A 12,792-nucleotide genomic window follows, 5' to 3' on the forward strand; every position below is an offset into this window, starting at 1 on the left:
AAATCTTATTTTTTAGGATTCTCCCGGCACCAGCCATCCGCCTGCGCTTCGCTCCGGCGGAGCAAAGATGGCTTCGCTTTTTTGTTCGTTCCCCGATCTACCGGGGAATAAATACTTTTTTTAGATGCGTCTGCCCTGCCGGACCTCCGGCCGCCCCTTGAAGCCTGGGGAGCATCAAGGTATGCTGTGGATCGTTTTTATCAAAAGGAAAATACCATGCCCATGAATACCGAAGAATTATTGCGGATCCTGGCCTGCCCGCGCTGCCTGGGCACATTGGAAGCCCTGGCGCGGGACGGGCGTACCCAAGGCTTCGCCTGTCAGGCCTGCCAGGTGGTCTATCCGGTACGCGACGACATCCCGGTCATGCTGATTGAGGAAGCCGTGCCCCGCGCGCAGTGGGATCAGGGCGCACGGGAAAAATCAGCCTCGGAACATGTCGGGGAGCGGGCCGGGGAACTGGACTGATGCGCCTGCTCATCGCTTCCGACCTGCACGGCTCGCTGGAGAGCCTGCGCTTTCTGCTGGGCAAAGCCCGCGAACTGCAACCGGACCTGCTGGTGCTCCTGGGAGACTTGGTCTATCACGGTCCGCGCAACCCCCTGCCCGAAAGTTACAACACGCCCACGGTCCTCAAGGAAATGGCCGACCTCAACGCCCTGCCCTGCCCCATCACGGCGGTGCGCGGCAATTGCGACGCCGAGGTGGACCTGGCCCTGCTGCCATTTCCGGTGACGGAAAACGCCTGGATCAACGCCGACGGCCTGCGCATTTTCGCCAGCCACGGGCACCATCTGCCCGAACGCCCGCCGCTGCCGGGCATGCCCCAGGGCACGGTAATTCTGCGCGGGCACACCCATGTGCCGCGCGGCGAAACCCTGGACGGACTGCATTTCTGGAACCCCGGCTCCCTTTCCCTGCCCAAGGGCGGTTCGCCGCGCAGCTACGGCCTGTGCGAGGACGGCGTCTTCCGCGTGCTGGACACGCACGGCCGCGAAGTTCTGCGGCATCAGCCGGGCGGAGCGTAAAGCCCGTGCCCGCCGCCCAGTCCCCCACACCCGCGCCGGAAACGGGCTTTTGCCCCCAATTCGCGACCCAATTCACTCCTCTGTTCCGCCTTGCGCCGGATGTGGAGCTGGTCCTGGCCTCGGCCTCGCCCCGACGGCGGCAGTTTCTGATGGAATGGGGCCTGCCTTTTGCCACGGCCCGGCCGCGGGGCGTGGAACCGCGCCCCGAAGCCGGAGAAAACCCCGCGTCCTATACCCGCCGTGCCGCGCAGGCCAAAGCCCGGGCCGTGGAAAGCGCCCTTTCCCCGACTGCCCGCGCCCGCAGCCTGATTCTGGCGGCGGACACGGTGGTGGCCGTGGACGACGACATTCTGGGCAAGCCGCGCGATACCCCTCATGCTCTGGACATGCTCACGCGCCTGGCGGGCCGGGGGCATGAGGTCATCAGCGCCGTCTGCCTGCTGCTGCCCCGGGGGTGGCCCGGCCTCCCCGGCGAACTGTTCAGCGACGTGAGCCGGGTTTTCTTCCACGCCTGGCCCGAATCCGTGCTGGCCGCCTACGCCCGCACCCACGAGCCGGACGACAAGGCCGGGGCTTATGCCATTCAAGGGCAAGGGGCCTTTCTGGTGGAGCGGGTGGAAGGCTCGTGGAGCACGGTGGTGGGCCTGCCCGTGACGCCCCTGGTCCAAATCCTGCTGGAACGGGGCCTGATGTCTCCGGCGGACGCCAATCCGCTTCCCACAGCATTTTGCGTTTGAAATGTTACACATCTCAAACGTGGATTGCTCTGATCAGCTTTTCCGCTGAGTACGCGGGAGTAACCTTTCAATAGGGTATTTCAAAGTTGAAATGCTCTAACGCCGCACACGGTGCGGCGCGCCGCGAAGACCGACCCGACTGGCGGCCCGTAGGGCCGTGCCTGTAGCCCAAAGGGCGTACAGACATCAAGAGCAACGCGGCGTGGATTCCGGAAAAACCGCGTTTTTCCGGAATGCCCCCTTTGAAACGCAAAACGTTTCAAAGGTAATCTGCTCCACGGACGGAATGTGGACGGAACAAAGCCATGCTCCATCTCTCTTCAGCCATACGGAGCTCTTGCCGAATCTCCCGGCACGTCCCGATAAAAAATTTTTTCAACTTTTTGTGAAAAAATTCCTTATACTCCACCGCCTCCGACCAACGATTTCTCTATGAAAAACAACGCCTACGCCTCACGCTTGTGCCATTTTGCACAGCCATGACTGAAAGAACAAACAATTACGGGTGCTTGACGCGCAAAGAGAATCCCTTTACGCCAGTAACATGGCTGGTGTGCCAACTTTTTTCATAACGTCCACACTAGGAGGGAGGGCGCGACCATGTCCCAGGAACGCATCACCACATTGTTGACCGAGAAGCGCAGCTATCTGCCGCCGGAACACGGCAAATCCTCAGCCTGGATCTGTGGCCAGGAAGAGTACGACGCCCTGTGCCGCCGCGCACTGGAAGACCCCAGCGACTTCTGGGGGGCTCGCGCCTCTCAGTTGATACATTGGTTCAAGCGCTGGGACAAAGTCCTGGATGCCGACGAGCAACGGCATAAGTACAGATGGTTTACCGGCGCCAAACTCAACGCCTCCTTCAACTGCATCGACCGCCATCTGATTTCAGGCCGCCGCAACAAGGCCGCCCTGATCTGGCAGGGCGAAGATGAAATGGATGTGCGCTGCTACACCTATCAGATGCTGTACACCGAAGTCTGCCGCATGGCCCACGCCCTGAGCTCCCTGCATATCCGCAAGGGCGACCACGTGGCCCTGTACATGCCCATGATTCCGGAACTGGTCATCGCCATGCTGGCCTGCGCGCGCATCGGGGCCATTCATACGGCCATCTTCTCCGGATACGCCGAGGGCGGCGTGCGCAGCCGCATCCAGGGCTCCAAGGCCAGGGTGGTGATCACCGCCGACGCCACCGTGCGCGCGGGCAAGTTCAAGCCGCTCAAGGCCAACCTGGACCCCATTCTGGAAAAATGCCCCTCCGTGGCCCATGTGGTGGTCGTGCGGCGCGCCGGGTTGGACAACGTCACCATGCAGCCCAACCGCGACATCTGGTGGCACGACCTTATCGACGACTTCACCCTCAATGCCGACTATCCCTGCGAGCCCATGGACGCCAACGACACGCTCTTTCTGCTGCACACCAGCGGCAGCACGGGCAAACCCACGGGCATCATGCATTCCACGGGCGGCTATCTGACCTATGCGGCCCACACCACCCAGTGGTGCTTCGACATGCGCGACGACGACGTCTACTGGTGCACCGCCGACATGGGCTGGATCACCGGCCACACCTACGGCGTATACGGCCCCCTGGCCCTGGGAGCCACCACCATGATGTTCGAGGGCGTGCCCACCTGGCCCAAGCCCGACCGCTACTGGCGCATTGTGGAAAACTTCCGGGTCAACATCCTGTATACCGCGCCTACGGTGATCCGCTCCCTGATGCGCCTGGGCGAAGCCTGGGCAGAGCGCTATGACCTGCGCAGCCTGCGCATTCTGGGGTCGGTGGGCGAACCCATCAACCCCGAAGCCTGGCAGTGGTACCACAAGCACATCGGCGCGGGCGAACTGCCCATTGTGGACACCTGGTGGCAGACCGAAACCGGCGGGGCCATGATCAGCCCCATGCCCTACGCCACCAAACTCAAGCCCGGCTCGGCGAGCAAGCCCCTGCCCGGCATCGACGCCGCCGTCATGGGCAGCGCGGGACGCGACGGCGAGGAAACCACCGGCGCGGGCCATCTGGTGATCCGCAAACCCTGGCCCGGCATGATGCTCGGCGTATTCAACGATGAGGAAAAATACCAGTCCTACTTCTCGCGCTTCGGCTGCTACGAGTCCGGCGACGGCGCGCAGGTGGACGCGGACGGTTATTTCTGGATTCTGGGCCGTATTGACGACTCCATCAACGTCTCCGGCCACCGTCTGTCCACGGCGGAAATCGAAGCCGTGCTGGCCGCCTGCCCCGAAGTGGGCGAAGCGGCTGTGGTGCCCATGCCCCACCGGCTCAAGGGCGAGGCCATCTACGCCTATGTGCTCACCCGCGACGAAGTGCCCTGGAGCGAGGAGTTGCGCAAGAAACTGCGCGACACCGTGCGACGCGACATCGGCGCGCTGGCCAACCCCGAATACATCCAGTTTGTGGAGGCCATGCCCAAGACCACCTCGGGCAAAATCATCCGCCGCATGCTGCGCAAAATCGCCGGCGACACGTATGAGGATATGGGCGACACCACGGCCCTGGCCGATCCCCATGTGCTGGAGGCCATCATCATCGGCCACCAGAATCTCCTCCAGGGCCAGCACGAAACCGCCACACCGGCCGGGGATGAACCGACTCCGGACGCCAAGGAAGGGGCCCCGGCGGGCGCATAACTATCTCTCATACTGTTGCGTAACTCCAAAAGGGTCGGCATTTGCCGACCCTTTTTCACTGCCGCAAATCCGTCGTGGATACGCACTCCGGCGGCCAACCGACAGCCTCGCGCAGCGCGGATATGCTACAAGGCCTTGCGCCGGATCCAGACGTGACGCGCGGCCAGCAGGCCGAAGGCCGTCCCGGCCACCAGATGGGCGCGCCCGTTACCCGTGAAGCCAAGTGCGATGCTCAGGCCGCAGGCGGCCAGCAGAGCGCGCAGCTCCAGTTTACGCGGACTCAGCCCTAAGGAGACAGTTTGTCCCCGCCGCAACAGGCCGGACCAAACGGTCATGGGGCCGCCTGCGGGTCCGTTTGCGGATGCGCCGGACCGCGCGCCCCGACAGGTCTTTGCCGGGCGACACAACTCCGGCAGGGCCGCCTCCAGATCCCGACAGATGCCGCCCAGATCCGCGTCCGGCGTCAAAAGCAGCAGAATGGAGCCCGAACCGCAACGCGCTTCCAGCACGTCGCTCTTGCCGGACAGAACAGCCAAAGCCCGTTCCCGCCCGGCGGTCCCGGCCAGGGCCGGATGGCGCAGCCGCGCCCGGCCTTCCATAGCATGCACAAGGTATGTCGGCATGAGTCCCCCTTTGTAACTTCAGGAGTTATTTGAAAATGACTTTCTTTTTTCTTGACCCATAATTAAATTTAGTGCAAGCTCTCTTCTGAGCCGGGATCCATATTCCGGCGCGGCGTCCATCAAGACCGACCCCCAAACGGCGCGCGGGGTTCTCCGCGCCACGGGGCGCCGCGCCGGACTGGCAGCACCCGGCACCATCACAGTCAACCGGCACAATGCCGACGAGAGGGAACGCGCATGAGTCAGATTGTCAGTCTCCGTCAGATGCACGTGGGCCAACAGGGGAAGATCGCCACAGTGGAGGCGCTGGGCGAAATGAACCGGCGCATTCGCGACATGGGCCTGATTCCCGGCACCACCGTTTCCGTGGTGGGACGCGCGCCGCTCAAAGATCCGGTGGCCCTGCGCCTTTCCGGGGTGACCATTTCCCTGCGCAACAGCGAGGCGGACTACATCAAGGTCGATGTGTCCGGCGTGGCCCGCTAATTTTTTATCCTGCATCAGTTGGGGCAGTTTTGTCCAATCTCGCCTCCGCCGCGCGGGCTAGCTGCGGAGGACGGGACGTGTTGTCTGCGTTCGGGGGAGTATCGCCCGTCGGCGTCCATCGCGCGGGTTGCAAAGCAAGTTGCAACGTAAAAGGAGGAGTTTATGAACAGCGGCATCAAATTCGGACTGATTTTTCTGGGCGGCATAGCCTTTGGCGCGCTGGGCGCCGTGGCCTTGAGCAAGGGCAAGCTGAACCTCAAGCCCGTGGCCGCCGACCTGATCAGCCGGGGCATGGATGTGAAAGACGCCCTGATGAGCAAGGTGGAAGCGGTCAAGGAAGACATGGAAGACCTCGCCGCTGAAGCCCGTCAGGCTTCGGAAAAGCGCAAGGCGGCCAAAGAGAGCCAGGAAACCGAGCAAGCCCAGGCCTAACCGGAACTCCCGCAGTCATTCCATTCCCGGCCTTGCGGCATCTCCCGCATGCGCCTCAGGGCCGGGACCGTTTTTTCCGGCCCGGTTCAGGGCTTTCTTTTTCAGACTGGAGCGCGCATGTCCTTTTCCATCGTCCATGAACTTCAGGGTCTCGACGGCGCCGCCGGCAGGATGCGCGTGCGCGCCAGCCGCCCCCTGTCCCCGATTCCGGCCGCCGACCTGGCCCGGAACCTGGAAGAACTGCCCGGCATCAGTGGGGTGCACGTCAACCCCCGCGTGGGCAGCCTGCTTTTTTTCTACGCCGGCCAGGAAAGCCGCGTGTCTGCCCTGCGCCTGCTGGCCGCCCATGATGCCGTGGACGCCGTGGGCGACGCGGGCCGCGCGGATCTCCCGGCCACCACGGCGGAGCTTCTGCCTGAAGAGCCGCCTGCGGGCGGCCTGTTGCCGCTGGTACGCTTTTTTATCATCCGTCCCTTTTTGCCCACGGTCTGGCGCATGGTCACCAGCGTCGCCACGGCCGTGCCTTTTTTGCTCAAGGGTCTCGGCTCCCTGCTGCGCGGCAGGCTCAGCGTGGAGGTGCTGGATGCGGCGGCCATCACCGTTTCGCTGCTTATGCGCGACTTCCGCACGGTCAGCGTGCTGACACTGCTGCTGGGACTGGGCGAGGCTCTGGAATACTGGACCCGCCGCCGCTCTCTGGACAGTCTGACCGAAAGCCTTGCCCTGAATGTGGACAGCGCCTGGCTGCTCGGCGAGGACGGCACGGAAGTCTCCGTGCCTCTGGGCCAGGTCCGCGAGGGCGATCTGGTGGTGGTGCGCGACGGCGGCTCCATCCCGGTGGACGGCATTGTGGAGGACGGCTGCGCGCTGGTCAATCAATCCTCCATGACCGGCGAACCGCTGGGCGTGCCGCGCGGCAAGGGCGCGGCGGTCTTTGCCGGAACCGTGGTGGAGGAAGGTCGTCTGGTGATCCGGGTCAGCCAGGTGGGCGACGGCACCCGCCTGCGCCAGGTGGTCACCTTCATTGAACAGTCCGAGGCGCTCAAGGCCGGCATCCAGGGCAAGACCGAACGGCTGGCCGATCTGGCCGTGCCCTTTACCTTCGGCCTGGCGGCACTGGTCTGGCTGATCACGCGCAATCCCATGCGCGCCGCTTCGGTGCTGCTGGTGGATTATTCCTGCGCGCTCAAACTGGCCACGCCCCTGGCCGTGCTGGCCGCCATGCGCGAGGGGGCGCGCCACGGCATGGCTATCAAGGGCGGTCGCTATCTGGAAGCCCTGAGCGATGCGGATACCCTGGTTTTCGACAAAACAGGCACGCTGACCAACGCCACCCCCAAGGTGGTTGCGGTCATTCCCGCCGCCGGGCATGAGCGGGACGAGGTCCTGCGGATCATGGCCTGCCTGGAAGAACATTTTCCCCATCCTGTGGCCCGCGCCGTGGTGCGCAAGGCCCAGGAAGAGGGCCTCCAGCATGAGGAAGAGCACGCCCAGGTGGAATACGTGGTGGCCCACGGCGTGGCGTCCTCCCTGTACGGCAGAAAGCTGCGGGTGGGCAGCCGCCACTATATTGAGCACGACGAGGGCGTGGACGTCTCGCCTATGGAGGCGGAGATCGCCTGCCAGGCGGCTCAAGGACGTTCCCTGCTCTATCTGGCCGAGGACGGCAAACTGGCCGGCATTCTGGCCATTGAAGACCCGTTGCGCCCCGAGGCCGCCGGAGTGGTGGAAACCCTGCGCGGCATGGGCTTCAAACGCGTGCTGATGCTCACCGGCGACGATGAGCGCACGGCACGGGCCGTGGCCGAGCGAGCGGGCATTACGGAATTCCGCGCCCAGGTCCTGCCCACGGACAAGGCCAAGGTGGTGCAGGAACTGACGGCCGACGGCTGCAAGGTGCTCATGGTGGGCGACGGCATCAACGACGCCCCGGCCCTTTCGGCCTCCCATGTGGGCGTGGCCATGATCGACGGCACGGATCTGGCGCGGGAAGTTGCCAATGTGCTGCTGACCAGGCCGGATCTGGGCGGGCTCATCGACGCGCGGCGGCTGGCCCGCAGCACCCTGCGCCGCATCCACGTGAACTTCGCGGCCACCCTGACCCTGAACAGCCTCTTTTTGGCGGGCGGCCTGTTCATGCTCTTGCAGCCCGGCGTCTCGGCCCTGCTGCATAACCTGACCACCTTGGGCGTGTCGCTCAACGCCATGCGCCCGCACCTGCGGAGCACCGAAGCCGTTGCCCCTGTGGAGGACAGCCCATGCTGAACAGCCTGCGCCTGCTCAAATACGTGACCAGTTTTTCGGACGGCCGGGTACGCATCCGTCACCCGGCCCTGCGCCGTGAAGCCGTGGCCGCCACGGCCAGAGAAAAACTGGCCGCCATTGACGGTGTGCTTTCCGTGGACTTCAATACCGTCAGCGGCTCGGTGCTGATTCTCTACGACAGCGCGCGCCTGCCCAAGGAGCGGCTTGTCGCCGTGGGCGAAGCCTGGGCCGATTATCTGGACGCGGTTCAGGCGGGCCGCCCGGCGCACGTGCCGGACTGTTGAAGCCGTTCAGGCTTGAAGCGGATTGCCCCGCGCGGATGGTATGGTTCCGCGCGGGGCAATCCGTTGTTAAAGGCAGGTCGCCGAGTCGTAGAGCAGATTACCTTTGGAATGCTCTAACGGCTCTGAAAATCAAAGGCGCAAGCGCCATCCTGGACCACCCGCCGGTACATGTCCGGTTCGGTGTCGCCCTCGGTGCTGATCAGCAGCACCACCGAGGATTCGTTCAAGCCCAGAGCCGAACGCATGGCGGCCGCCTCCGGCGCGCGCGCCAGATAATCCAGCAGGCCCACGCCCACGGCTCCGGATTCGCCGGAAACCAACGCCGGATCGCCGGGCAGGGGCGCGGCCAGCATGCGCATGCCGTTGGCCGCCAGGCCGTCCGGACAGGCCACTGCCGCGAAAGCGTGCTCCCGCAGAATCCCCCAGGCCAGGCTGCTGGGCTCGCCGCAGGCCAGACCGGCCATGATGGTGCGCATCTCCCCGGCCGCGGCATGGGCGCGGCCGTCCTCACTTCGAATGGAGCGGAAAATGCAATCGGCGCTGTGCGGCTCCATAATGACGGCCAGCGGGGCAGGACCGCCCTCTTCCGTGCCGGCAACGGCGAAAAAACTCAGTACGGCGGCGGCAAAGGAACCCACGCCCGCCTGCAACAGCAGATGCGTGGGCCGCGTGAGTCCCATGGCGCGCATCTGCTCCCGCGCTTCCAGAGCCAGGGTCGTGTAGCCCTGCATGATCCAGCGCGGGATTTCCTCATAACCGTCCCAGGCCGTGTCCTGCACCAGCACGCCGCCCATAGCCCGCGCATGCGCGGCGGCATGGCGCACCGCGTCGTCATAAGCCAGATCCGTAATTTCACAGTATGCGCCCAAGGCGCGGATGGCCGCCGCTCTGGCCTCGGCCGAGCCTTTGGGCATGAAGACCACGGCCCGCTGTCCGAACTGCCGGGCGGCCCAGGCCAGGCCCCGCCCGTGATTGCCGTCCGTGGCCGTGACAAGAGTGATCTCTCCCAGCCGGTCCCGTGCCTCGGGCCCGCAAAGGGCCGCGCGGCTGAGACCGTCCGGCGGCAGATTCAGACGGCGAGCCAGAATCCGGGCCACGGCCCAGGACGCGCCCAACCCTTTGAAGGCCTTGAGCCCGAAACGGCGGGATTCGTCCTTGACCAGGACCCGGCCCAGACCGAGCCGGGCGGCCAGGCCAGCCAGACTGCACAGGGGCGTGGGGCTATATTCCGGGAAGCCGGCGTGAAAACCACGGACATTACGTGCCCGCGCCGGACCGAAAGCGGACGGCGGAACCGGAACGGCGGCATCCGGCTGTGCGGCATAGCGGGCGTTGAGCGCCAGTTCCACGGGACGCACGGGCTTCAATCCAGTTTGGCTTCGGCCAGCCAAGACTCGAACCGCGCCAGATTCTCCCCGAAGTTGCGGCGGCCGTAGCCCATGCGGAAATAGGGCTCGTCCATGCCGTAGACGCTGCCGGGCAGGAGCAATACCCCGGCCTCACGCGCCAGGCGCTCGCAAAAGCCCTCCATCGGGCCGTCGATATGGATTTTGTGGAAGCCGATGGGCCCGGCCAGGGGGCGGTTGTGGGTAAACAGGCCCGCGTGCCGGGCGAAAAAAGCGTCGGCCAGAGCCAGATTAGCCCGGACAATGCCCCGGTTGCGCGCCAGAATGGCCGGAGCGTGGCACAGGGCCACCAGGGCCAGCTCCTCCGAGGGCGCGGCGCAACAGATGCTCAGATAATTTTTGAAGCGGCTCATGGCCGTAAGCAGGCCCCGGTCGCGGCTGACGGCCCAGCCGATGCGCAGGCCCGGCAGGCCGTAGGCCTTGGAGAGCACGCCGATGGAAACGCCCCGCTCATACAGCTCGCAGATCGCGGGACGGGCATGCCAGGCGTTTTCATCCGAGCCGTCCGGGTCTTCCAGGCCTTTGTAAACCTCATCGGCGATCACATGGATGCCGCGCCCGGCCGCAAGGGCGCAGAGCGCGCGCAGTTCCGCGTCACTCAGAGCGTAGCCCGTGGGATTGTGGGGAGTGTTGACGACAATGGCCCTGGTATGGGGACGGAGCAGGGATTCCAATGCGTCGAAATCCAGGGCCCAGCCTTGCCCTGTCTGGCGGAAGCGCCAGAAAGACAGCTCGCAGCCCACGGCCCGCGCCACCTCATACAGGGATTGGTAGGCCGGGAACATGCAGATCACGTGATCGCCCTTTTCCAGCAGCACATTCAGGCAGGAAAAAATGCCTTCCTGCGCGCCGGTCTGCACCAACACCCGGTCATTGTCCGCATTCCGGTACAGACGGGCTATGGCCTGCCTGAGTTCCGGTTTGCCGTCATTTTCGGCATAGCCGAGCCGAGTTTGCAGAAAGGCCTCGCGCGCTCCGGCCGGGTCCGGCTCCAAGGCCAGCAGTTCCGCGATGCTCAAGGCCTCGCAGTCGGACTGGGCCAGAAGGTGGGGCGCGGAAAATTCATGCTTGCCGAAAAACACTTCCAGTTCAAAATCGGGAATCCGCATGCGCTCCCTCATCGTCCGGCGCGCCGCTCCGGAGAGCTTCGTCCGAACGCTTTTCCAGACCCGGTTCGTAGACGCAGTAGCCCAGTTTGCCGCGCTTGGCCGTATACATGGCCACATCCGCCCGGCGGATCAGCTCGTCCAGGGTCAGACCGGCTTCGTCGCAACGCACGATGCCGATGCTGGGGGCAATGAGCCGCAAGGCCTCTGAAGAGCGAAAGGCTTCACGCACCAGTTTCACCAGGAGCCGCGCCTTGCGGATCAGAAAATCCAGAGGCCGGTCGCCCCAGTAAAGGGCGAATTCGTCGCCGCCCAGGCGAGCCACCACGGCCTGGGGACAGGAGGCGCGCAAAAGCTCCGCCACCGTGACCAGGGCCTGATCGCCCGCCTGATGCCCCCAGCGGTCATTGACGCTCTTGAAATGGTCCAGGTCCACATAAAGCAGGCTTTCAGCCCCGTTCGTCCCTCCGGGCTGCGCATGCTCATAGAAATAGCGCCGGTTGTACAGCCCGGTCAGGACGTCGGTATTGGCGTGGCGCGACAGCCGCCGCTCGAACTCCCGCTCCAGCGTGACGTCGCGAAAAATTACGATGGCCCCGATTCTGTTGGAAAAAACATCCAGAATATCCTGTTCCTGGACATCCAGGACAATCTCCCGGCCGTTGAGTTTCCAGCGCAGTTCCGCGCGCTCTTCCTCCCGGACCAGCTGGCCTCCGGACATGGCATTTTCCCGCCATGCCCGGCAATCGCCGCCCAGCACATCGCTGTCGGCCACCGCGAAAAATTCCTTGAATTTTTCGTTGATATTGACGATGTGATCCTCCGCGTCGGTGATCATCACGGCAAAAGGCAGGCTGCCCAGCAGCAGCTCCAGCTCGGCGCTCATGGTGGCCAGGTTGGTCACGTCATGGGCCACGCCCACTGTGCCCATGATCCGTCCGTCATCGTCGAAAAGAGGCGACTTCCAGGTTTTGAACTGGCGCATGCCCTGCTTGCTCTTGACGAATTCGTCAAAAACGCGGGTCTTGCCCTCTTCCATGACCACGGTGTCTGTTTCCAGACAGACGTACTCGCCCTTTTCGTATTCTTCCTTTTTCAGATCCCAGATATAATAATGGCCCCGCCCTTCAATGTCTTCTTTGCTTTTGCCCACGGTCCGGCAAAAACTGTCGTTGACCTTGAGGTGCGCGCCCACCGCGTCCTTGAACCAGATCAGGGAGGGCGTGGCGTTGATGACCGCATCCAGATAGTAGTGCGTGAGGCGGGAATCCCGTTGCAGCTTCAGGCCGTCAAGCAGCCTTCCGAAACGGGCGGCAAGCGCCGCCGCGCCGCACGGCCCGGCCCAGAGATCGTCGATATGATCCCAGATGCCGTCCGGCAGCCCGGCGGCCTCCGCCGGGTCAGGGGCCAGAAGGATGATGCGAGCGCCCGCTTTGGCCGCGCCGCGTATTTCGGGCAGGCAGGAAATCCGCCCGGCCTTCAGAAAAATGACGTCGTCCCGCTCCAGATCACGGCAGTCCGGACCGGGGCCGCCGCTGACGAAGACATGCTCAAAGCGCTCACGCGGCGGCACGGAACGCAGAATATTTTCCAGCTCCGCATCAGCGCCGCAGATTCTGATCCGTAATGTACACTGGTACATGCCGCCTTAGCCTCCTTCGCCGGAGCAGGCTCCGACGGACGCGCACCGTCTAGTATATTTCTTCGCTCAAAAGTAGGATTTAAGCAAGTATTCCAATCTGACGGAATAACATGTTTCTGAAAACC

Annotated in this window: 12 protein-coding genes; 8 read left to right on the top strand and 4 right to left on the bottom strand. The window is 64.1% G+C overall.

All coding sequences use genetic code 11. From position 1 onward, the window contains the following. The first annotated feature begins 216 nt into the window (after positions 1-216). The 4 genes from AXF13_RS10365 to acs all read left to right on the top strand — a co-directional run bounded on the left by AXF13_RS10365 (position 217) and on the right by acs (position 4,423). Positions 217-468 (top strand): Trm112 family protein, encoded by a 252-nt coding sequence (locus AXF13_RS10365; protein WP_062253082.1) that lies wholly within the window; start codon positions 217-219, stop codon positions 466-468. Then, on the top strand, positions 468-1,028 hold the full coding sequence (yfcE, locus tag AXF13_RS10370) for a phosphodiesterase (RefSeq protein ID WP_009301929.1): 561 nt from the start codon (positions 468-470) through the stop codon (positions 1,026-1,028). The genes AXF13_RS10365 and yfcE overlap by 1 nt, the downstream gene beginning before the upstream one ends. 80 nt (positions 1,029-1,108) lie before the next feature. Beyond that, positions 1,109-1,765, top strand: coding sequence for a Maf family nucleotide pyrophosphatase (locus AXF13_RS10375; protein WP_190276405.1), 657 nt, complete (start codon positions 1,109-1,111; stop codon positions 1,763-1,765). A gap of 600 nt (positions 1,766-2,365) precedes the next feature. Then, positions 2,366-4,423: an acetate--CoA ligase gene (gene acs / locus AXF13_RS10380; protein ID WP_062253085.1), complete on the top strand. Its 2,058-nt coding sequence runs from the start codon at positions 2,366-2,368 to the stop codon at positions 4,421-4,423. A 125-nt stretch (positions 4,424-4,548) separates the two neighbouring features. Here acs and AXF13_RS10385 read toward each other — a convergent pair whose 3' ends face one another. Further along, entirely contained in the window at positions 4,549-5,046 is a 498-nt protein-coding gene (locus AXF13_RS10385) for a hypothetical protein (RefSeq protein ID WP_062253088.1), read from the bottom strand. Between the two features lie 237 nt (positions 5,047-5,283). Between AXF13_RS10385 and AXF13_RS10390 the strand changes: the two genes are divergently transcribed. From AXF13_RS10390 to AXF13_RS10405, 4 genes are all read left to right on the top strand, one after another. Further along, positions 5,284-5,532: a FeoA family protein gene (locus AXF13_RS10390; RefSeq protein ID WP_062253089.1), complete on the top strand. Its 249-nt coding sequence runs from the start codon at positions 5,284-5,286 to the stop codon at positions 5,530-5,532. A gap of 162 nt (positions 5,533-5,694) precedes the next feature. After that, positions 5,695-5,964 (top strand): DUF6110 family protein, encoded by a 270-nt coding sequence (locus tag AXF13_RS10395; RefSeq protein ID WP_062253091.1) that lies wholly within the window; start codon positions 5,695-5,697, stop codon positions 5,962-5,964. A 117-nt stretch (positions 5,965-6,081) separates the two neighbouring features. Beyond that, entirely contained in the window at positions 6,082-8,229 is a 2,148-nt protein-coding gene (locus AXF13_RS10400; protein WP_062253093.1) for a heavy metal translocating P-type ATPase, read from the top strand. Then, on the top strand, positions 8,223-8,513 hold the full coding sequence (locus tag AXF13_RS10405) for an HMA2 domain-containing protein (protein ID WP_062253095.1): 291 nt from the start codon (positions 8,223-8,225) through the stop codon (positions 8,511-8,513). Before AXF13_RS10400 ends, AXF13_RS10405 begins: the two co-directional genes overlap by 7 nt. 113 nt (positions 8,514-8,626) lie before the next feature. On the opposite strand, the gene AXF13_RS10410 is transcribed toward AXF13_RS10405, so the two are convergent. Genes AXF13_RS10410 through AXF13_RS10420 form a run of 3 tightly spaced genes read right to left on the bottom strand, consistent with a single transcriptional unit; the run spans position 8,627 to position 12,667 of the window. After that, entirely contained in the window at positions 8,627-9,871 is a 1,245-nt protein-coding gene (locus AXF13_RS10410) for a diaminopropionate ammonia-lyase (RefSeq protein ID WP_062254840.1), read from the bottom strand. A gap of 5 nt (positions 9,872-9,876) precedes the next feature. Continuing rightward, positions 9,877-11,028 carry an aminotransferase class I/II-fold pyridoxal phosphate-dependent enzyme gene (locus AXF13_RS10415; protein WP_062253097.1) on the bottom strand — a complete coding sequence of 384 codons (1,152 nt, stop codon included), beginning with the start codon at positions 11,026-11,028 and terminating at the stop codon, positions 9,877-9,879. Continuing rightward, on the bottom strand, positions 11,009-12,667 hold the full coding sequence (locus AXF13_RS10420; RefSeq protein WP_062253098.1) for a diguanylate cyclase domain-containing protein: 1,659 nt from the start codon (positions 12,665-12,667) through the stop codon (positions 11,009-11,011). Before AXF13_RS10420 ends, AXF13_RS10415 begins: the two co-directional genes overlap by 20 nt. Between the last annotated feature and the right edge of the window lie 125 nt (positions 12,668-12,792).

It is taken from the genome of Desulfovibrio fairfieldensis, assembly GCF_001553605.1.
In the GTDB taxonomy this organism is placed as follows: domain Bacteria; phylum Desulfobacterota; class Desulfovibrionia; order Desulfovibrionales; family Desulfovibrionaceae; genus Desulfovibrio; species Desulfovibrio fairfieldensis.